Source organism: Desulfoconvexum algidum (assembly GCF_055382125.1).
In genome coordinates this window covers 5,022,095-5,041,868 of the sequence record NZ_AP042394.1, presented here as the reverse complement: position 1 = coordinate 5,041,868, position 19,774 = coordinate 5,022,095, and the positions used below count along the sequence as shown (strand labels likewise).

Genomic DNA, 19,774 nt, shown 5'->3' with positions numbered 1-19,774 from the left:
GTAAACGACGAACAGGAAACCATCATGTTGAAACCTTTGAATAAATATATTTTCCTTGCTGTTATTTCGGTTTTTCTTTTTGCTACGGCAGTATCGGCACACGATTTTTCCAAAGTGCCGGAAAAAGGAAGGGTCACAATGATAGATTTGGGAGCCAAAAAATGCATCCCCTGTAAAATGATGGCGCCGATTCTTGCCAAGCTTGAAAAGGCCTATGACGGTAAAGCAAATATTGTTTTTATCGATGTCTGGGAGAACCGGAAGCAGGCTCCCCGGTTTAAAATCAGGGCCATTCCAACCCAGATTTTTTTTAACGAAAAGGGAGAAGAAGTTTATCGCCATGTTGGGTTTCTGGATGAAAAGTCCATCATTGAACAAATGACAAAACTGGGCGTGGGAAAACCCTTGAAAAACAAAGGATAACCGATGTTGGATTCTATATTCTTAACGGTTATCCAATGGATGACCGGCGGCATTGGGATTGTTGCGGCAGGTATATGGTTTAGAAAACTTGCCAGAACCACTATCGCTGTTTTAGGCGGTTATTTTATTATCACGCCATTTTTGAATTAAACTGCCAATTTTGGAACCTAATAAAAAACATAATTTGCGCTGTCGGCCAGCCTTGTCTGGCTGGCCCACGGCATTTCAATCACCATACGACAACAACTACAAATTAAGGAGACTTATATTATGAACGATTTAAATCAGATATTTAAGGAAATGGATTTTCAGTTTTTCGGTTCCGGTGAGCACGGCATGAGCGTTGATGGAATGCGAAAAGTGCTCAACAACGATCATTTTGTATTTCTGGATGTCCGGTCAAACGAGGAAGTGAAATACCATTCTTTTCCCTTTGCCCTGCATATCCCATTAAATGAGCTGCCGGAACGCCTGGGCGAAGTCCCCAGGGACAAATTTGTCATCACTTTCTGCTCTTCGGTATTCAGAGGGGCTATGGCCTACACCTATCTTCTGGCCAACGGGTATGAAGAAGTGAAAGGGTTGACTGCCTCTTCAGAGGATATGGCCATGGCATTCAAACCCGGCCCCCTATCCAAAATGTAATGAAATTTTAATACCGGCAGTGCAAAAAAGATCAGCTGCCTGCCGGTATTTTTTTCATAGTAAAGGACACCTTCAGATGGAATCCCATATTGTAATCATTGTTTTTTTGTCGTTCAGCCTGAGCTTTCTTTTCGCCCTTGGCGGCGTAGGCTCTGCCGTTATTCTTATTCCCGCTTTATCCTGGGTCGGTGTTCCGTTTAACATGGCCAGACCCACTGGCCTTTTTGTCAACTGCGTGAGCATGCTTGGGGCTACCTGGTCTAATTTCAGGGAAAAAAAATTGGACGTAAAACTGGGGCTGCCCATCATTGCCTCATCCATTGTCATGGCACCGGTGGGGGCCTGGGCCGGTCATTTTTTGCCCACACAAACCCTGCTTTTTATTTTTATTGGCTTTTTATTTTTTTCCGGTTTAATGATGATTTTTTTTAAAGGCTCCAAATATGCGGACCAGTACCGGGAAGACCGTCCGGTTGCAGGCCCTCTGGGGGTTGGTGTGCTGGCTGGGTTCGTATCAGGGCTTCTCGGTGTTGGGGGGGGAGGCATCATTTCTCCTCTCATGGTAGTCCAGGGATTTAACCCCAAAAAAGTGGCCATGGTGACTGCCTTTTCCGTGCCCTTTTCATCGTTTTCGGCCTTTGTCACTTATGCGGCCATGGGATCGGTGTCTGTTAGAATTCTTGCTTTTGCAGGATTGGCCGCCTGGATCGGGGGCTATCTGGGGACCAAAGTGATGCAGAAAAAGATGAAGCCCCAGACTGTTAAACGAATGTTGGGCGGGGTTTTAATACTTATTGGAATTAAATTTCTATGGTCTATGGCCTGATGCTTTTCTTGACCCTCACAGCCAGCTTTTATCCGGTGAAAACACAAAAAAATTAAATTGAGGCGACACCTCAAACAGATACACCATATTAGAGGAAAACTAAATAATGAAACTGATTTTTAAAAAGTTGAGTGTATGAGTTGTCACTTTGATGCTGTTTTTCACGACAGGTGCTTTTGCCCAAGATTATTTAAATGTTCCGACTAAAGGGACGGTAACTATGATTGACCAAATGACAAAAATGGGCGTTACACCAAAAATAACTAAAAAAGGATAGGAGACAATTATATGCTTGACCAGGTGTTTATCACCGTGAATCAATGGATTACCGGGGGTACCGTGTTGGCCGCTGCAGGCTGTTTTATCTGGGGAATGATCTCAGTACTGCTCAGTCCCTGTCACATGGCCTCCATCCCGTTGATCGTCGGTTACGTCGGAGGACAGGATAAAATGGTCAATCCCCGACAGGCTGGCATTTATTCAGTTCTTTTTACGACAGGCCTGTTTTTAACCATTGCCATTATCGGAATTATTTGTGCCCTTTTAGGCCGGATGCTGGGGGATGTGGGAAATTACTGGCAGATTTTAATCGGCGCTATCCTGATATGGGTATCCTTGGGTATGCTGGGCGTGGAAAAATGTTCCATGTCAGGCTCTTTGTTGTACCGTCTTAAAGTCAAGGGGCTGACAGGTGCGTTTATTCTGGGGCTTGCCTATGGCATTCTTTCCGGGTCCTGCACCTTTGGGTTCATCGCACCGATTCTTGCGGTTATTACCGTTCAAGAGCAGGTGATGACAGGGATTATCCTGATCATACTTTTTGCAATTGGTCATTGTCTGCCGATTGTCATTGCCGGCAGCTCAGCTGCAGCCGTCAGGAAATTGATGGAAAATACCGCCTGGCAGGGAGCCGGTACATGGTTCCGCAAAGGGGCCGGTACCCTGGTTGGTCTTTTGGGCATCTATTTTGTCATTTATCCGTTTGTTACGACCTGATACCGCAAGCCGTAAAATGGTTCAAAAAACTGGTTTACTGGCCCAGCTTCTATAAAAATAATCAAATGAGATAAAACGGACATTCCGCACTCTTTGGTAACAAAATTCCTAATTTAACTCCGTGGTTTTTTTCATGAGCCTACCAATTCACCATGCTTATTATGAAAATTCAAAGTTCCACCAGCCATCTTGCAGATTTTCATACACGCTGAATGGAACTTTCAATAGTTTCAGTAACAGATGATGTGTTTTTGTTACTCCCTTAACCGTAGATTGTAAAACCCTCTCATCTTTTGTGATTAGAGCCAAGTGAACATTACGAAAGAAATAGCGAATATTATTCCAGGTCGGTGTCTTTGTTTTCATCCTTGACGGTAAAATTGGAAGACTTTCAATCTGCTCTTCTGCCATCTGTTGGCGAATGTTCCTTTCAATCAAGCTCACGATCATCAATGCAATAAAGTAGAGAAACATCATCGCTTCAATACGCTCATTTTTTTTCAAAAACACAGGAGCGACTTCCAAGACCGATTTCTTTGTATAAAAACGCTTTTCCAAAAAAGGCTGCGTCTTATAGATTTTTAAAATTTCTGCTGCCGGTAGAGTTGCATTTGTAATCAGCGGGAATATCCCATCGATTTTTGATGCTCGCTCAATTGCTTCTTTATCACGAGAGCACTTGATGTCGTAGGTAACTTTTTCACTGTCTTCATATTTAGTATTTGGGCCTATTCGACCTGGACCAATTTTAACTTTTTGGGTTGTTTTCTCTTCTATTATTTCAACTTTAATAAAATCTCCGGCTCCTTTGAATGCTTTCCTTGTTGCTTTTTCGATTTGTTCCTTGGTCTTTAAATAATATTTGTTGAGCCCGGGTAATAAGGCCTTCAAATTTTCTTCTGCCTTAATAATCCGCCTTTTTCGGGTTTTGCAGTCTTGTTTTTCCTTACTGCTCGAATGTACCCAAACCAAATGATAACCTTCCCAACTTCTCTCCTCAGAATAAGTCTGATAGGTTATCAATGCTCCTTTTTTGCGACTATACTTTGTAAAATATGCAGGTTGCCATTCGATATTTTCGCCTTGTCGGAGTCGGTCATAAAATGCACTGACTTCTTTACGGTTTTTTGGCATAATTGTGATGAACTTGCCATTGTTTTTTTCGATATGATGCATGTTATCTTCACTACAGAGTTTTGAGTCGGCTATATAATAAAATTCCTCATTTGCTAAAAATTTGCGTAAACTATCCCAGTTGAATATGTGGGTATTAACATCTGCTTGGTTTCCATTGAATACTTGATAACTTATCGGAACATGTCCATCCTCTGTGATATTTAGTCCAAATACAATCTGCTTGTAGTCTGGGCGATGATCTTTGTTATGACCGAAGTTCAGTTGTATCGCTGCTGGGCTTTGATTTTTATATGCACCTGCAAAGCTTACTGTAGTAGAATCGTTGTGGATTCGTGTTGTTATCAAATTATGAACTTTTATAGCTGATACTGATGTCTCTGACATCAAGCTTTGACGATCTGCTCTAAACAGAGCATCAAGGCAGCGCCCCAAACGATCATCATTATATTTGTCCGCATTCACCATGTTTTCTGCTTTGCCATCTATATGTTCAATCAACCATTCATCCACTTTGTATAGCGGTTTTGGCGCAACTACAATGTTCATTAGCATCATGCATAGCACTTGAGCGGGATTGATTTCACAACGGTTCTTATTGGGTACATATTTATCAAAAAGTTCATGCAATCTCAGCTCAGTTATGTAATGCTTAACCAGAGGAAGAACATCTACCTGTTTGACTTTTGTGTCCATTGTGTGCATAGATAATCTGGCCTTTTCATTAAAAGAATAAGTATCCAGATTATTATGAACTACTTTCATACGTTTGTCTAATTAATTTTGAAATTGATCTGTTTTTGTTCAAAGTCTGAGTTTATTTGATTTAAATCTCTTTTCCATGGGTGCGGAATGTCCGATAAAATCATTGAATTAATAACAAAGGAGTTACAAATGCTGCTCAAAGACTATGACCTTGAAATATTTAAATCCAAATGCCAGGCCGATGCCAAAGGGGTTCATTGCTTTGCCCACCTGAATCAGGATGTCAGTTGTGCACTGCCGTACCTGAATACAGCCCTGGGCGGTTTCGAATACCTAAAAAATCCGCCGACAGTCACCTTCCGTGCCCAGGGAAAACTGATCACGGTCCATGGTAACAAAATTGCCGTCAATGCCCTAAAAGATGAAGCAGAGGCCAAAAAAATTGTTGAATGGCTGAAAAACGAGATCAATGATGCCTGGGAAAAAAAAGACACCATAGAGCCCTGTTATACCGGTATGCCTCGGCCCGGAATCATAGAAATCTTAAAACTTTTGCCGAAAACCAATTGCCGGGAATGCGGTCAGCCCACCTGTATGGTCTTTGCCACCCAGGTGGCCCAGGGTGCCAAAAGCGCCGAAGACTGCAAGCCCATGGAGGATGAACAAAAAAACAAATTAGATACCTACATGAAACAATTTAACCTTGATGATTAATTATTTGATGATTAATTAGGAGAAGGGATTCTTTTCAATGCAATTTTTATATTCAGCCTATCAAATTAAACAGGCACTCTGGCAGATTTGCCTCATACTTATTTTTGCCGTTATTTTCGGGCTGGTTTCCAATACTGTGCGTAAACAACACCTGCCACTCATCGGAGACTGGTCAACCCAAGGCCGACTGACAACCGATAGTGGTGATACATTTGCCATACCATTTTCAGAAGCTGTAACCGCCTTTGACCAAAAAACCGCTTTATTTTTAGATGCACGGGGGGATGATCTGTTTAAGCAAGGCCATATCAAAGGGGCCAAAAATCTTGCCTGGCATGATGTGGATGACTATTTCATGGCCCTTGCAAAAGACCTTAAACCAACCGACAGGATCATCACCTATTGTGACGGGGAGGCCTGCAATCTGAGCCATGATCTGGCATTATTTCTAATTGATCTGGGATTTTTAAATACCAAGGTGCTTGTCAACGGCTGGACCCTATGGATAGACAACAACCTGCCCGTTGAAAAAGAGGAGTAAAAGGAAAATAAAATGACACACCCTGGACATAGCGAGCATGAAAAATGCTGCCAACCAACAGATACCGTGGGGCCTTTCAAGGTGCTGCCCCTTGATGAATCTGATCATTCTGATGAGTGTTCCGGCCACCACCACCATGTTAATATGGAAGAAACCACTGGGACAAGACTGTTAATCACCCTTGTTTTAAACCTGATCATTCCCATTATCCAGGTGATTGCCGGTGTTTTTGCACACAGCATGGCCCTGATTTCTGATGCCACCCATAATTTCAGCGATTTCATGGCGATTCTTATCTCTTATATTGCCTATAGAATCGGTAAAAAAGGGGCGACTGCCGAAAATACCTTTGGGTATCGCCGGGCGGAAGTCATGGCCGCATTATTAAACGTGATCATTCTGGCCGGTGCCTGTATTTTTATTCTATATGGCGCATTCCAACGGTTTTTAACCCCTGAAATAGTCGCAGGAAAAATTGTCATCTGGGCGGCATTGGTGGGGATTGTTGGAAACGGGTTTTCCGCCTGGCTGCTCCATCAGGATTCAAAACATAACCTGAATGTGAAAGGTGCTTTTTTGCATATGCTGGGAGATTTTCTGACCTCTGTGGTGGTGTTGATTAGGAATAAAAATAAAATAAACTGACTATAATTACCCTTTTCCCGGTATCGCTCTATAATTCCACTGCCCCAGACAATCATCAAAAACTATTCTCATGGTTTCTTTAAAATTATCAGCATATTTTCTCCCAGTTTTATAGATTTTTTTTATAATGTGGGCTTTAACTTTTAAACCCGTTAGTGTAGTCGTATTTTCAATCAGTTCTTTTATATAATCATGACTTTTTAGGATGACACCCTTTAAAGATCTTGTAATATGGGGGAATAGCCGATGCTCTACAGGATTCCATTTTGATGTATAAGGAGGAAAATGTGCCATCCTTATTTCTATTCCGATTTCATCTACAAGCTTCTGCAAGTCTTCTTTGAAGATATAGTGGCGGCTTGAATTGCTACCACCACCATCTGCAAGTATGAGGATGGAAGTACAATTCGAATATTGAAGTTTGCCATAAACTTCCCACCAGATCCTTATCGAATCACAGGCAAACTCACTTGTATCTTTACTAACCCCAATGTTTACATGGGCTTTGTTAAATTTTAAATCATAAATGGCGTGCGGAATTACTATCCCATCAGCAAGATATGGAAAATCATGATCATAGACTTCAATTACACCCGTAGTATATACATGGCCATCCCTGTATAAATTACCTAAAAGCTCTTTTTTTTTGTGTCCATACTGACAACCGGATTGCCGTCTTTGAGATATTGCTCTTTTAACTGGTTAATTTTTACAAATTGCTCATTACGATTTTTAGAAGTCCCAATGGGCTTATTCTTAAAGGCTTTTCGTTTTGTGAACCCGTGTTTTTTTAACAGCTTTTTAACCACAGTTACGCTGATAATAATTTCCGCCTCTTTCATTTTTACTGCAATTTTTTTGTGGCTCAAATTGGTCCAACGAATTCTTTCATCCATAGGATCCCCAGCGATATGGTCGTCAATAACTTTGAGGAAGACTTCGTCTATATTTTCAATTATTTCTATAACTGGTTTTCGTCCAGCCCCCTTCTTTCGAGTTCTGTCTTTTACAACCATTTCCGGTTTTTTTATTTCAGAGATACCGCGAACTAAGGTATTTCTACTGCAACCAAAAAGTTCAACGATATACGCTTTTCCACCTCTCGGTAATTTTAACGCTTCTATTGCAGCATATGCTCGCCTGTCTTTTTCTGACAGCGTCAAATAAGTCTTTTTGATAAGTTTTTCAATTTCAGCAGGATAAGGTGACAATGGTTTTGGACCAGGTGTTCTTTTTTTTTTCATTCACGGTGCCTCTTAAATTTTTGATAAAGATTGCACCGTAACTATCTCATACTATAATGTAAAAGTCTAGATTTTTATAAGTACTTGATATTTCACGTTATTTTGATCAGGTAATTGAATTTTTATTCCTTAGCGGTTTTGTGATGATGTATAAACCCTGGTACTGGCTTGACCCCTTACTGTCAGTCCTGATTGCCGTTTTTATTCTTAAAAATTGCTGGTCAATTCTAAAATCTTCAACCAATATTTTGATGAACGCCACCCCCAGCAGCCTGGATTTAAAGGATGTCCAGTCCCACCTTTTAGAGGTCGAAGACATAAAAAGCGTTCATTATCTCCACGCCTGGTTGGACAGTTCTTCAGGGATTTCATTTTCCTGCCACCTGGTCGTGCCGGATCAAATGGTCAGCCAGACAGAAAAATTATCCCAACGTATCCGACATTCGATTTTCCATAAATTCGGCATTGATCATCCTCTTTTGCAGTTTGAAACCGAATCCTGCGGGAATGGTACCCTGTTGTGTGAAAAGTTTGCCGGAGCCAAAAAGGAGACAGTAATTTGAATTCATTCTCCCGTTTTTTGTATCACTTTGTACGACTGTTACTCGGTGTGGTCTTTATTTATGCCAGTCTTGATAAGATCCTCCATCCCCAGGCGTTTGCCCAGGCCGTTTTCAATTACCAGATTTTACCGGACATTTTCATTAATGTGGTGGCCCTGGTCCTGCCCTGGCTTGAATTGGTCCTCGGGTGCTGTCTTATCCTAAACAAATGGATGCCCGGGGCAGTGCTGATCACACCCCTTCTTTTGGTCGGTTTTATGACGGCGATTTCCTATAATCTTTCACGGGGCCTGGACGTGGGGTGCGGCTGTTTTTCAAGTGCTCCAGGAGAAAACGCCATGAGCCGTCTGACCCTGTTGAGGGACTTTTTATTTTTGGCCATGTCCATCCTCCTTTTTGGCCTAACCTTTTTTCAAAAAAAACTGAAACCAGGAGCTGTACTATGAAAAAAATTGGTATATTGTGTATCGTCCTGCTGTTTTTTGCTCCGCCATTATTTGCCCAAAATACTCCTTCAGCAGAAGTCGCTGAAAGAAGCTTTCAATTTGAACCGGTTATAGAAGGGGACAAGGTTCACCATGAATTTATCATTAAGAATACAGGATCTGCCCCTTTGGAGATTCTTAAAATTGAATCCGGCTGAGGGTGCACGGCAGCTTCCAGTGAGAAGCAGATTCTTCCGGGCGAAGAAGGGAAAATAAAAGTTGTTTTGTCCACCAAAGGCTATGGTGACACGAAATTAAGAAAGACAATCAAAGTACATACCAATAACCCTTCCACAAGCATAATCCGGTTATCAATAAGCGGGGATGTCAAAAAATTTGTTCGGCTTGACCCAGGTCTCATTAGTTTGAAAGGCGCCCCCGGCAAACCTATTATAGCAAAAATGATCATCACCCCCACCCAGGGCAACGGGTTTGATATTGCCAGAGTAAGGGTCAAGGATGGCCAGTCTATTCGATATGACATAAAAAAAATCGAAGACAAAAAACCGTCCTACTATGAGTTGACCGTCGAAAATACCCGAAAAATACCGGGTCGGTTTTTTGACCTGATCATGATTGAAACGGATACGTCACCGAAACGGCAGATTAATATCCGGGTCTCGGGTTTCCTGTCCAATTAAGCTGGGTGTTATACAAATTAAATATTTTTTTATAGAAAAAGGACCAGCTGATGAACCATAGATTTTGTTTTCTCATTATTGTCATTCTCGGTGTGAGTCTGGCAAGGACAGGTTCGGCAGCAACGATTACCGAATTGCTTGAAGCCGTTGCAAGACAGCCGGCGGTTGCCATGAGTGAATTGGGGATACAGGAAAGCGCCCTGAACAAGCAGGCGGCAACGGATTCCCTGTACCCGAAATTCAGCCTTTTCGGCCGAGGGGAAATGTATAATTCACCCACCAACCTACGTCCCATGACGCCTACGGAGGTCGATACTGCAGCAGGTGAATCGATACCGTTTTCACGAAATATCCTGCGCTATGGCCTGGCAATGGAGATGCCGGTCTATGCCGCAAAAATATATGCCCTGGGGGAAAAATTGGATGCCTTGACCCAAAAGGCTGAAATTGAAAACCGGATTAACCTTGTCACTCGGCAGGCCCTTGTAATATCCATCAACAGTTCCTTTCAGTATCTAATCAACCATGATCAGGCTGTTTTAGCCCGGATCAAGTCCCTTGAAAAAACCCGGGATGATCTGACTCTCAAAGTTAAGAACGGCCGTAGCTCTGAAGCGGAATTGATGAAAATCAACAACACATTGATTGAGCTTTCCCAACAGGAAAATGATCTGCAGTCCATGGTATTGGATGTCCAACAGAACCTGAAGAAACTGACCGACATTAAGATATTCTTACCTGTCAGCATGGAAATGGACACTCTCTTAGAAAACAACTCCTTTATCGGCGTTCAAAAAGATGAACTCCAAGTGGCTGCCGCCCAGAAACAAATGGCAGTTGCAAAGGCTGCATATTATCCGGTGGTATCCCTATACGGTACTCTGTCCGGCAATGATGGAGAGGCGTACAATACAGGGGATGCCATTCACAGAGACTATCACAGTGCAGGACTGGTGGTGAGTTTGCCCCTTTTTGACAAAACCCTCAAAACGCAAAAGACCATTGCCGGGGTGCAGCTTGCAAAAGCCCGCAACCAGTTGGCCAATACAAAAATTGAGGTGAATGCTGTTTTTGAAAATCTTCAACAAAAGCTGCCCATTGTCGCAAGATCCCTAGAACTGGCAAAGCAATCGGTAAAAAACAATGAACAATTGCTCAAGATTGCCAAAATATCCTTTGATCTGGGGCGGACAACAACCGAAGACTACCTGGATTATGAGAGCCGGGTTTTAACCGCCCAGGCAACTTTGCACAATGCTATGGACGCAAAATGGCAGATCATCGCCCAACAGGCGATTCTGTATGGAATTGATTTGAGAGGAATTATAAAATGAAGAAAATATTTGCAGTCGTTTTAATAGCTGTGCTGGTTGTGGGGGGTATTAAACTGGTTAAAACACGAAAAGCCCAGTTGGCAAACATTGCACCGGCAAAAGTACTGCCGGTGGTAGTGGACACCGTAACCCTTGAAAAAAAACCGGTGACATTGACCCTGCCGGCCATGGGAATTGTGGCAACGGACCTTTCGGCAACCCTGTCCACCAAAATCAGCAGCAGGGTGAAAAAGGTGAATAAAAAGGAAGGGGATTCCGTCAAAAAAGGAGATCTTTTGGCCACCCTTGATGCCAGTGATCTTGTGGCCAAAAAACAGGGCCTTTCCTTAAAAAGACAAAGCCTGGGGTTTGAAATCAATGCAGGCCGGGAGAATATAAAGGCCCTTGAATCCTCCTTTGCATCGGCCCGGGAAACCCACTCCAGGACAGACGAACTTCTCAACGTCAAGGGAGCGTCCATGGAGCAATTCCGGGGAGAAGAGGCGAATCTTGCTAAGATTAAGGCCCAGCTGTCTGCCGCCCATAACACGATTTCGGTGCTAAAGAAAAACCAAGAAGCACTGGACCAGAATATTAAAGAGGTTGAAAGTCTGATCACCTATGCAACCATTATTGCTCCCATTTCCGGCACCGTGAGCAAACGCATGATCATGGACGGAGACATGACAGGTCCAGGGAAAGTATTATTTCAAATTTCCGCAGGGTCCGGCTTTTATATCAATTTGTTTTTACCCGACAGCGTCAATTCCCATGGCATTATTTTTCATGGGGAAAAACTGGCATTGGTTCCTAAAAACCAGGCCACGGCCACCGGACTGATCCAATATATAGCGGCCCTTTCCGACAGCACAGGATTTGTGGAAGGCCAGTATGTCAATGTCCAGGTGGTGGTATATCAAGGTGAAACTAGCCTTTTACCAATGGACGCTGTTTTAAATGTGGGGGGAGCCACATTTGTTTATGTCATGGAAGACAGCAGGGCCAAAAAAATTCGTGTCACCATCGTTGCCCGTGGCAGTGAAGGATTGGTGGTGGCAAATGATCTTTCCGGCAAGACAATTATTACGGCGAAACCCGATATTTTGTTGCGGGTATCCACCGGTGTTCCGATTCTGATATCTGAAAACCAAAAAGAAACGGTAAAAACAGATCTGACCCAACCCGCCCGGCAGGGATAGAGGAGAACACCTATGTTTGATTTTTTCTACAAGAGAAGCTATCTACTGTACAGTATTATTGCCGGTTTTTTTGTTCTGGGTGTTTATGGGCTGATCACCATGCCCAAAAATCTTTTCCCCGACTCTGAACGGCCCACGGTCATCGTCATGACCCAAGTACCCGGTGCTACGCCCAATGTGGTTGCAGCCAGCGTGTCAAAACCCATGGAACAGGAGCTTTCCACCCTGTCTCTCATCCGTCAGGTCAGCTCCACCAATATTGCCGGCATGTCCATTGTGACCGCAGAATTTGAGTATAAAAAAGGGCTGGATCCGGCGGCAGTGGACGTGAATAACGCCATCAACAAGGTGAGGGGGAAACTGCCCCCCGGCACAAATCCTTCCATCTATACGGCAGGCTCTTTTGTCCTGCCCGTGGATGTGTTTGCCCTGTCACCGGCCAATGGGGAGATGACCATTGAAGATGTGAGAAAAATCGTTGAAAGTGATATCAAACCGGCATTGCTCAGGAACAGTGATATCGGGAATGTAGAGGTATTCGGCGGCTTCCAGAGTGCCATCAGCATCAATATTGATCCCTTTGCCGCCAAATCCAACGGCATTGCCCTTTCTACCATTGCCGACAGAATCCGGGCCCTGGACCGGGACATTCCCATTGGATTTTCAAAGGGGGCGGATCGGTTCTATACCATTACCTTTTATGGGGAAAAGACCAGTGTTGAGGGGTTGAAAATGGTTCCAGTGGCTCTGAACGTTCGCCTGGGGGATATTGCCGATATTCGCTGGGAACACCAGAAACGATTTTCAGGGTATCTTGGCAATGGCGCTCAGGCTGTGGCCCTGGCCATCCAGCGGGCACCGGGAGGATCGGTTTTGACCACCAGCAAGGCTGCAAGAGCGGAAATTGAAAAACTTAAAATCCGGTATCCCAATATCCGTTTCCAGCTGTCAGACACCCAGAGAATATTGATTGAAACCGCCAATACCAATATGCTGGAGGCCCTGAGAGATGCGATTATATTTACCCTGCTGGTGATCCTTGTTTTTCTGGGAAATTTTAAGGCGGTCCTGGCGGCCCTGGCATCCATTCCCATGGTTTTTTTCGGCACTATTGCCATCATCTGGATGACCGGCGGTGAATTGAATCTCATTATATATACGGCGATTATTCTTGCCCTGGGTATGCTGGTGGATGATGCCGTAGTCGTTCTGGAAAATATTGAACGGCATCTCACCGAACTAAAAGAAGAATTATCCGTTGCCGTCGTTCGAGGAACCAAAGAGGTGATTTCACCTGTTTTTGCCGGCACCCTTGCCACCATTGCCATCATGTTCCCCTTTCTTTTTGTAGGTGATTTCCCCCAGCAGATTTTCAGGCCCCTGATTTCAACCCTCATCATTGCCCTTTTGGTTTCCTATTTTCTGTCCATTACCTTTATCCCCAGCATGTGTCTTTTCCTCTATAGAAACGGTACCCGAAAAAACAGAATAGAGATATGGCTTGAAAAACTGTATAAAAATACCTTCGGTCGTCTGGTCGGCCCCTATCTATTCATTTTAAAATTTTCAGCCGGCCGCTGGTCTCTGTTCCGGCGGATTGTCATGACCCTGGGAGTCGTAGCCCTGTTAGTTTCTTATCTCTTATATTCGTGTTTTTTTGGCAAAAGAATTATGCAAATGGCTCATAAGCCTTTGACAATTCAGGGATTATAACCATTGTTTTAACTTTCATCCCCATGGTAATTACTTGGCTTCCAAAACGAGTCAAATAGTATTTATAAGTGTGGGCAACTTTTTTGATCATACCGTGTGTATGCAATCTTTTTAAGGTTCTTGATACTTGACTGCTGGAGTAGTTTTTAAGCTTACTACGGAGATTTTTATTCTGGAAGCCACTGATTGTAAACTCACCGGACATTATTGTTTGCAATACGTTCATGTCATCTTCGTTGAAAAAGTTAAACCCCTTGAATGGCCGGTTGTTTTGAACAACGGTCTCTGAGATTTTTTTAAGTTTTTTTATACCAACACTCGGATCAACTATATCTGAAATGAATTTTAAAAAACGTTTGTTTGCATTCAATAATATGCCGGTTAAAGGCCCCAAACTGTATAGTCCTTTTTTCATACCTGTAAGTTTCATGGAGCTTGTTCCATCTCGATGTTCTACCTTTCGGTAGTGCCTAAAAAAAGAGACATCATTGGTCGTTGTTTCTATCCTGAGAATGATACCGTGTTTATCATACATTTTTATTGAGGTGGACCCCATTCTAAATTTGATGCATGTCCCCTCTATCCTTGTAGAAAAATTATTGCCCATTTCATCCTGATATTGTGGATCGAGTTTTCGGCCAAGAAAAGTAGCGATGTTTTCAGGTTTGACTGAATGAATAGCAGTACGGGTTAAATTTTCATAAATTAGTTTCAAATCTTCTTGACGTTTGAAAATAATATCGGTCGCATATTCAACCTGCATGATGCTCCAATGATAACCCATAGGAAAATGTTTGATAACCGGACAATAACGGTTTGCAAGTTCATTTAGCTTTTCATGTATTTGAACAATATTTAGAGCATCGCTGATTTTTTGAGCAGCTTCAAAGGATTCAGTTTTCATGATTGCATTGTCCCTTATTACACTTTGAATGCCTTTTCGTTTCATAGCAGCATCAAGGACATTATGGCCATTAAAATAAATTTGTAATCGAAACGGACACCATGTAGGAACCCTGACATAACAAAGGCCCAAATTATCATCAATAAAATAAAAATAATAATGCAAACATTTCCCCAAAATTGATTTCAGATATGTTTTGCCAGTTTTTTTATTGTGCCAAGGTTTGTAGGAAGGACATGCTTCCATGGCCGAAATAATATGAACAAGACCGGGATGATCACCTCTTTTTTTGATGATATCTTTTATTATTTTTTCTTTCCGAATTTTTCTCTTTGGAAGAAATTGAATCTGGATTTCATTATTTAAAGCAACTTTTTCAGCATTATTTCGGAGTTCTTCTTTGAAAGGTTCGGCAAATTTTGGGTAATCAAAAATTCTAACTTTATTTGAATAAAGATAACTGGTCATGCCTTTTGCGTAACAGATTCCGGGAACAGTACCTTGAATAATGACACGATCGTAACAATGTAAAACACCAGATATTTGTTTGGAGTATCTTTCTGTAAAAAGCATACTTGACCTCCTTTGGGTTAGGCACGGTTTCCAGTGGAGGTTTGATTGCCTTGTAAAGAGCGTATTTTTGATCATTTTTTACAAACTCTTGCCGAATGGAATGATAGAACAGCAACTGTTTGAGGGAGCGAAGCGAGAGAGTTTTGCTGTTCAAATGAAATGAGGGTAGAGTTTGTTAAAATGATCAAATCAGCGATTGCAAGGTGATCAGACCGGAACGGGTCTTGACCAAATTCTTCTTATTGGATATTCATTATACATTCGCTTATTATTAAATGAAACCTTTTTGGTTCTGGCTTGTCCAGGTTAGGAATCAGTGTCAAGACCATCATGCCCGTTATCGGGCGGGATTTAATGCCCCCCATGGATACCGGCATCATCAAGGCCCATGTCAGATTTTCCGCCAACGAAACCGTGGAAGAGGCGGAAAAACGGATCAGTCCCTTTCTTGACTGGCTCCATAAGATGCCTGAAGTGGTCATGAGCTCGGTAACCTTTGGGTCGGAACCCGGTGTTCTGTCAATGGGGTCAGGGTCCCTGCCCACCGAGGCCATCATGACCATTAATTGTGTGAACCGGTTTGAGAGGGAAAAAACGCTCTGGGCCCTTGAAGATGAGATCCGTGACAAACTAGCTACCCTGAAAAATGTCAAAGCAGTGGATGTCTATGATTTTGGTGCAACGCCCATGTCCAGCATTAAAGCACCGGTCAACACACGCCTTTTGGCCGAGGACTACCATCTTTTACCTGGGGCTGCCCGAAAAGCAGCCAAAGCCATGGGGCGTGTCAAGGGAATCACATCCACCGGCATCAGCTGGGACAATGATTTTACCGAAGTGGAATTGAAAATCGATACGAATCGGGCACTGGCCTACGATATGACGCCGGTTCAGATTGCCGCCCAGCTTCCCCTGGCAGGGATCCCAGTCGCCTTGAGCGGTAACCTGGTTTCCATGCAGACCCAGTTTGTCCGCCTCTATTTTAACCAGAATTTTGACGGCAACCTTGAAAACCTTCGCCTGATACCGATCCAGACCCCTAAAGGGCCTGTTCCCCTGGCCTCTCTTGCGACCATTGGGTATCGGTTTACCGCCAATAAAATTGAACGTAACCAGATGCTGTATTCCATTGATGTGACAGGATACAGATCAAAACGAGCCATTTCTTCCCTGACCGAAGATACGGTTAAGGCCTTGGAAAAAGAGGGGATAAAAGGGGTGGAGGTCAGCCAGCAGGGAGACATCTTCCAGATGGAGGACAGTTTCAAGCGCATGATTAAAGCCATCGGCATCGGTATTGTCCTGCTGCTCATGGCCTTGATCGCCATTTATCAGTCCGTACGGCTTTCCATTGTGATGATCCTTGTTTTGCCCCTTGCCATGATCGGTGCATCCTGGGGCATGCTGGTGTTCAACAAGCCCAGCTGTATGCCCAGTCTTGTGGGTATCATGCTTTTGTTCGGCATTATCATCAAGAACTCGGTACTGCTCATTGATTTTTACCAGGAATACCGCAAAAAGGAAGGTCCTTTTGAGGCGGCCATGGAAAGCGTGGCGGTCAGATTTCGCCCGGTGTTTATGACGGCATTTGGCACCATTGCCGGAATGATTCCCATTGCCTTTGAATGGGCTGTCGGGCTGGAACGGCTTTCTCCCCTTGCAGATGTGGCCGTGGGGGGGCTTCTGGTCGGAACGGTGTTGACCCTGGTTTATATTCCCATGTTTGCCTATAGTGTTGATGGTAAAAAAGGTCAAAAGAAACATGAAATGCCCTCACTGTCAATTTGATAACCCTCCCGGTATGCATTTTTGCGGGATGTGCGGAACTCCCAATAAACCGGCATGGCCGAAGCATGGTATTTGCCCCGGCCACAACAAAAAATGAAACTCACATGATTACAAGACCTTAGGTGAGAGTTTTATATAAAATATAAAGGAGGTTGTTCCAGATAGGGTTACTGGAGAGTTCAGCAGTTGAAAATTATTGAATAAAAAACCAAAAATAAGGAAACCTAAAATCATGACAAAGGAAAAACAAAGAATGAAAAAATTGAGTGTGTTGGTTGTAATGTTGATGCTGTTTTTTACATCAGGTGCTTTTGCAGAGGATTACTTAAACGTTCCTGTTAAAGGAAGAGTGACTATGATTGATCTGGGGGCTAAAAAATGTATCCCCTGTAAAATGATGGCACCGATTCTTGTTAAACTCAAAAAGGTCTACAAAGAAACTGCTGATATCGTATTTATTGATGTCTGGGAAAACAATAAACCTGCAAAGCGGTTTAAAATCAGGTCAATACCTACCCAGATTTTCTTTAATGAAAAGGGGGACGAGGTTTATCGGCATGTCGGATTCTTAGATGAGAAATCCATTGTTGAGCAGATGACAAAAATGGGAGTTCAAGCACCGGATCTTAAGCAATAAAGGATAGTTGTTATGCTGGATATTGTGATGGAAAGACCTTTGATTTGAGCCATGAACTGGCTCTTTTCCTAAAGGAAATGGGATTTTCCAATGTAAAAGTTCTGGTTAACAGCTGGACAGAAGGCAGGAAGTGGATCTTCCTGTGGAAGGAGCCTCATTTGAAAATTAAAAATAGATATTGGGTTGTATATCTGCTTATAGGATTCATCATCGGTTCGGTTACTCCCGGATTTTCTTTTGCCAAAGAAGTTCAAATCGTTTTAATCATTTCCATAGATGCTTTGCATCCAAAAGCAATTGATCCAAAAACATCTGCTAATATCCAGCAACTATTGGAGCAAGGCGTTTATACATTAGACGGCTTTAGTACGAATCCACCCCTGACATTATTATCACATGCGGCTATGTTTTCAGGGATAGGACCTGACAAAGGCGGTCGGACAGAAAATGCATGGCAATCAGGGCAGCCGGGGATAAAAGAAAAAACTATTTTTACCGATGCAAAAACTAAAGGCTTTTCCACAGGATTTTTTTATTCAAAAGAAAAATTAGGATATCTTGTTAATCAAGCAGTTGATCAGCATAAATTAGACTCAGATTTTTCAGTAGATAACGCCATGACTTTTTTCAAAGCAACTGAACAGAGACAATTTTGTTTTCTTCATATCAGTGGACTTGATCGAACAGGGCCTGTTGAAGGCTGGTTATCTCAGGGCTATATGGAGGAATTGTTTTTTATCGATGAAAGTATTGCCCCATTAATTGAAATGGTAAAATCAAAAGGAAACTATCTTATTATCATTACCAGTGATCATGCTGGACACAAAACGATTCATGGTAGCGATCACCCGGATGATGCCAAACTACCCCTGATAATGGTTTCTGATATTATTAATCTCACAAAATATCAGGGGCTTCAATACCATGTAACACAGCTCAAACCTATCTTAGAGTCAGTCCTTTTACCTCAAAACGATAATAAAATAGAAAAGGTTCCTGTAAAATGATTTTTAATGACGTTAAAAAACCTGTTATTCAACTTTTAATGACAGGAGATGTCAAAAAATTCGTCCTCCTTAAACCAGAAATAATCAGTTTAAAGAGAAAAGCAGGTGAATCCAGGACAGCACAAATGGAAATCACACCTACCTATAGCTGAAGAATTTAATCTCCTAAAGACTTTTGCAAAGGATGGGAAAGATATAACTTTCAGCCTTAAAAAAATAAAAAATAAGGGTCTTAAGAATATATCTAATTGATCCATTTTAGAATAGTTAGAAAGCGAGCTAAGTCTATAATCAAACACTCCAATTCTTTTAAGCAGGGTGTTTACTTCTTCTTCCAATAGTGCTGGCAAATCAAATCTAACCGGTACGTATGTGTATTCAAAATCAACAATCCAATATTTCTTATTCTTATGGATTTTTAAATTAGGAATTGAGCGACACCTATGTCTATCATTATGGGGTAAAAGGCCTGACCCCAATGACGTGAACTGGAATTTTAAAGACTCAGTCCAGGAAAATCTGGGAACCCCAATATGGGGTATATGACACTTTTTCAGTTTTGAATTTTTCATTCAACTTTATAACCCTGTGGCAGCAGTACAGGATGATTTTTCATATTTAAGTTGATATAATAACCGTAACCAATGTGGAATGACAGCTGACTTCCTAACCTATTATTTTTGACATTTTTAAGTTTTCATGTATCTTGTAACAATGGATAATCCCAATTTTGAAGAATTAAAACAGGTTATACACGAACATTGTGAGGAAACAGGCCTTAACTATGATGACTTCGTTGATATCTTTGGGCCTCAAATAATTAGCCCTGAAGCGTTCGATATATTCTTTGAGAATCCATTTAATTCTATTTCCAAAATGGCACAAGAAATGCGAATTGAGCTTCTGATTGATATATTAATTACTTGATTCCATAAGGGCTTATAAATTTGCTTGATACTATAAACATATCAAGGGCTTGTTGTTATTGCAATCAATCCCAACCCTGGCAGCTTTAAGCTTTGTCTTAAAGGGGTTTCCTGGGAATAGATGGCAATATCCACCAGAATATCTATCGGGC

The 19,774-nt window shown here is 42.3% G+C and carries 20 protein-coding genes and 1 pseudogene; 17 read left to right on the top strand and 4 right to left on the bottom strand.

Annotated elements, in window-relative coordinates; all coding sequences use genetic code 11:
• Positions 1-24 precede the first annotated feature (24 nt).
• The 5 genes from ACZ45G_RS22810 to ACZ45G_RS22790 all read left to right on the top strand — a co-directional run bounded on the left by ACZ45G_RS22810 (position 25) and on the right by ACZ45G_RS22790 (position 2,890).
• A complete protein-coding gene (locus ACZ45G_RS22810) occupies positions 25-423 on the top strand; it encodes a thioredoxin family protein (RefSeq protein WP_464172809.1) in 399 nt (132 codons plus the stop codon).
• Positions 424-426: 3 nt separating this feature from the next.
• A complete protein-coding gene (locus tag ACZ45G_RS22805; RefSeq protein WP_464172808.1) occupies positions 427-573 on the top strand; it encodes a hypothetical protein in 147 nt (48 codons plus the stop codon).
• 120 nt (positions 574-693) lie between these two features.
• Complete coding sequence (locus ACZ45G_RS22800) at positions 694-1,068, top strand: rhodanese-like domain-containing protein (RefSeq protein WP_464172807.1); 375 nt, start codon at positions 694-696, stop codon at positions 1,066-1,068.
• A 76-nt stretch (positions 1,069-1,144) separates the two neighbouring features.
• Positions 1,145-1,894 (top strand): sulfite exporter TauE/SafE family protein, encoded by a 750-nt coding sequence (locus ACZ45G_RS22795; RefSeq protein ID WP_464172806.1) that lies wholly within the window; start codon positions 1,145-1,147, stop codon positions 1,892-1,894.
• 288 nt (positions 1,895-2,182) lie between these two features.
• Positions 2,183-2,890: a cytochrome c biogenesis CcdA family protein gene (locus ACZ45G_RS22790; protein WP_464172805.1), complete on the top strand. Its 708-nt coding sequence runs from the start codon at positions 2,183-2,185 to the stop codon at positions 2,888-2,890.
• Between the two features lie 159 nt (positions 2,891-3,049).
• On the opposite strand, the gene ACZ45G_RS22785 is transcribed toward ACZ45G_RS22790, so the two are convergent.
• Complete coding sequence (locus ACZ45G_RS22785) at positions 3,050-4,789, bottom strand: IS1634 family transposase (RefSeq protein ID WP_464172804.1); 1,740 nt, start codon at positions 4,787-4,789, stop codon at positions 3,050-3,052.
• A gap of 87 nt (positions 4,790-4,876) precedes the next feature.
• On the opposite strand from ACZ45G_RS22785, the gene ACZ45G_RS22780 reads away from it, so the two are divergent.
• From ACZ45G_RS22780 to ACZ45G_RS22770, 3 genes are read left to right on the top strand one after another with little or no spacing between them, the layout of a single operon-like run.
• Positions 4,877-5,443, top strand: a complete 567-nt coding sequence (locus ACZ45G_RS22780) for a (Fe-S)-binding protein (RefSeq protein ID WP_464172803.1) — start codon at positions 4,877-4,879, stop codon at positions 5,441-5,443.
• A 37-nt stretch (positions 5,444-5,480) separates the two neighbouring features.
• Positions 5,481-5,984, top strand: a complete 504-nt coding sequence (locus ACZ45G_RS22775) for a rhodanese-like domain-containing protein (RefSeq protein ID WP_464172802.1) — start codon at positions 5,481-5,483, stop codon at positions 5,982-5,984.
• Positions 5,985-5,996: 12 nt separating this feature from the next.
• The gene (locus tag ACZ45G_RS22770) at positions 5,997-6,629 is read left to right on the top strand and encodes a cation diffusion facilitator family transporter (RefSeq protein WP_464172801.1); all 633 of its coding nucleotides are present in this window, start codon (positions 5,997-5,999) and stop codon (positions 6,627-6,629) included.
• Positions 6,630-6,635: 6 nt separating this feature from the next.
• On the opposite strand, the pseudogene ACZ45G_RS22765 reads toward ACZ45G_RS22770, so the two are convergent.
• Positions 6,636-7,525, bottom strand: a pseudogene (locus ACZ45G_RS22765) (ISAzo13 family transposase).
• 437 nt (positions 7,526-7,962) lie between these two features.
• Here ACZ45G_RS22765 and ACZ45G_RS22760 point away from each other — a divergent pair.
• The 6 genes from ACZ45G_RS22760 to ACZ45G_RS22735 are packed head-to-tail and all read left to right on the top strand — an operon-like array spanning position 7,963 to position 13,787.
• Positions 7,963-8,436, top strand: a complete 474-nt coding sequence (locus tag ACZ45G_RS22760; protein WP_464179997.1) for a cation diffusion facilitator family transporter — start codon at positions 7,963-7,965, stop codon at positions 8,434-8,436.
• Positions 8,433-8,882 carry a MauE/DoxX family redox-associated membrane protein gene (locus tag ACZ45G_RS22755; RefSeq protein ID WP_464172800.1) on the top strand — a complete coding sequence of 150 codons (450 nt, stop codon included), beginning with the start codon at positions 8,433-8,435 and terminating at the stop codon, positions 8,880-8,882. The genes ACZ45G_RS22760 and ACZ45G_RS22755 overlap by 4 nt, the downstream gene beginning before the upstream one ends.
• Complete coding sequence (locus ACZ45G_RS22750; protein WP_464172799.1) at positions 8,879-9,562, top strand: OS_HP2 family (seleno)protein; 684 nt, start codon at positions 8,879-8,881, stop codon at positions 9,560-9,562. Before ACZ45G_RS22755 ends, ACZ45G_RS22750 begins: the two co-directional genes overlap by 4 nt.
• Before the next feature lie 50 nt (positions 9,563-9,612).
• Entirely contained in the window at positions 9,613-10,896 is a 1,284-nt protein-coding gene (locus tag ACZ45G_RS22745; protein ID WP_464172798.1) for a TolC family protein, read from the top strand.
• Positions 10,893-12,074 (top strand): efflux RND transporter periplasmic adaptor subunit, encoded by a 1,182-nt coding sequence (locus ACZ45G_RS22740; RefSeq protein ID WP_464172797.1) that lies wholly within the window; start codon positions 10,893-10,895, stop codon positions 12,072-12,074. Before ACZ45G_RS22745 ends, ACZ45G_RS22740 begins: the two co-directional genes overlap by 4 nt.
• Before the next feature lie 12 nt (positions 12,075-12,086).
• Positions 12,087-13,787, top strand: coding sequence for an efflux RND transporter permease subunit (locus ACZ45G_RS22735; RefSeq protein ID WP_464172796.1), 1,701 nt, complete (start codon positions 12,087-12,089; stop codon positions 13,785-13,787).
• On the opposite strand, the gene ACZ45G_RS22730 is transcribed toward ACZ45G_RS22735, so the two are convergent.
• Entirely contained in the window at positions 13,744-15,264 is a 1,521-nt protein-coding gene (locus ACZ45G_RS22730) for a MarR family transcriptional regulator (RefSeq protein WP_464172795.1), read from the bottom strand. The two genes, ACZ45G_RS22735 and ACZ45G_RS22730, sit on opposite strands and share 44 nt — an antisense overlap.
• 297 nt (positions 15,265-15,561) lie before the next feature.
• Here ACZ45G_RS22730 and ACZ45G_RS22725 point away from each other — a divergent pair, with 297 nt between their 5' ends.
• From ACZ45G_RS22725 to ACZ45G_RS22715, 3 genes are all read left to right on the top strand, one after another.
• Complete coding sequence (locus tag ACZ45G_RS22725; protein ID WP_464172794.1) at positions 15,562-17,052, top strand: efflux RND transporter permease subunit; 1,491 nt, start codon at positions 15,562-15,564, stop codon at positions 17,050-17,052.
• Between the two features lie 232 nt (positions 17,053-17,284).
• Positions 17,285-17,689 carry a thioredoxin family protein gene (locus ACZ45G_RS22720; protein ID WP_464172793.1) on the top strand — a complete coding sequence of 135 codons (405 nt, stop codon included), beginning with the start codon at positions 17,285-17,287 and terminating at the stop codon, positions 17,687-17,689.
• A gap of 158 nt (positions 17,690-17,847) precedes the next feature.
• Positions 17,848-18,696: an alkaline phosphatase family protein gene (locus ACZ45G_RS22715; protein WP_464172792.1), complete on the top strand. Its 849-nt coding sequence runs from the start codon at positions 17,848-17,850 to the stop codon at positions 18,694-18,696.
• Positions 18,697-18,785: 89 nt separating this feature from the next.
• On the opposite strand, the gene ACZ45G_RS22710 is transcribed toward ACZ45G_RS22715, so the two are convergent.
• Entirely contained in the window at positions 18,786-19,268 is a 483-nt protein-coding gene (locus ACZ45G_RS22710; RefSeq protein WP_464172791.1) for a hypothetical protein, read from the bottom strand.
• Positions 19,269-19,774: the final 506 nt, after the last annotated feature.

What these genes read in the sequence shown, in the direction of transcription:
- ACZ45G_RS22810 (WP_464172809.1), top strand. Translation starts at nt 25, where the DNA reads ATGTTGAAACCTTTGAATAAATATATTTTCCTTGCTGTTATTTCGGTT.
- ACZ45G_RS22795 (WP_464172806.1), top strand. Translation starts at nt 1,145, where the DNA reads ATGGAATCCCATATTGTAATCATTGTTTTTTTGTCGTTCAGCCTGAGC.
- ACZ45G_RS22770 (WP_464172801.1), top strand. Translation starts at nt 5,997, where the DNA reads ATGACACACCCTGGACATAGCGAGCATGAAAAATGCTGCCAACCAACA.
- ACZ45G_RS22790 (WP_464172805.1), top strand. Translation starts at nt 2,183, where the DNA reads ATGCTTGACCAGGTGTTTATCACCGTGAATCAATGGATTACCGGGGGT.
- ACZ45G_RS22735 (WP_464172796.1), top strand. Translation starts at nt 12,087, where the DNA reads ATGTTTGATTTTTTCTACAAGAGAAGCTATCTACTGTACAGTATTATT.
- ACZ45G_RS22785 (WP_464172804.1), bottom strand. Translation starts at nt 4,789, where the DNA reads ATGAAAGTAGTTCATAATAATCTGGATACTTATTCTTTTAATGAAAAG.
- ACZ45G_RS22720 (WP_464172793.1), top strand. Translation starts at nt 17,285, where the DNA reads ATGACAAAGGAAAAACAAAGAATGAAAAAATTGAGTGTGTTGGTTGTA.
- ACZ45G_RS22805 (WP_464172808.1), top strand. Translation starts at nt 427, where the DNA reads ATGTTGGATTCTATATTCTTAACGGTTATCCAATGGATGACCGGCGGC.
- ACZ45G_RS22780 (WP_464172803.1), top strand. Translation starts at nt 4,877, where the DNA reads ATGTCCGATAAAATCATTGAATTAATAACAAAGGAGTTACAAATGCTG.
- ACZ45G_RS22745 (WP_464172798.1), top strand. Translation starts at nt 9,613, where the DNA reads ATGAACCATAGATTTTGTTTTCTCATTATTGTCATTCTCGGTGTGAGT.
- ACZ45G_RS22730 (WP_464172795.1), bottom strand. Translation starts at nt 15,264, where the DNA reads ATGCTTTTTACAGAAAGATACTCCAAACAAATATCTGGTGTTTTACAT.
- ACZ45G_RS22800 (WP_464172807.1), top strand. Translation starts at nt 694, where the DNA reads ATGAACGATTTAAATCAGATATTTAAGGAAATGGATTTTCAGTTTTTC.
- ACZ45G_RS22775 (WP_464172802.1), top strand. Translation starts at nt 5,481, where the DNA reads ATGCAATTTTTATATTCAGCCTATCAAATTAAACAGGCACTCTGGCAG.
- ACZ45G_RS22710 (WP_464172791.1), bottom strand. Translation starts at nt 19,268, where the DNA reads ATGAAAAATTCAAAACTGAAAAAGTGTCATATACCCCATATTGGGGTT.
- ACZ45G_RS22740 (WP_464172797.1), top strand. Translation starts at nt 10,893, where the DNA reads ATGAAGAAAATATTTGCAGTCGTTTTAATAGCTGTGCTGGTTGTGGGG.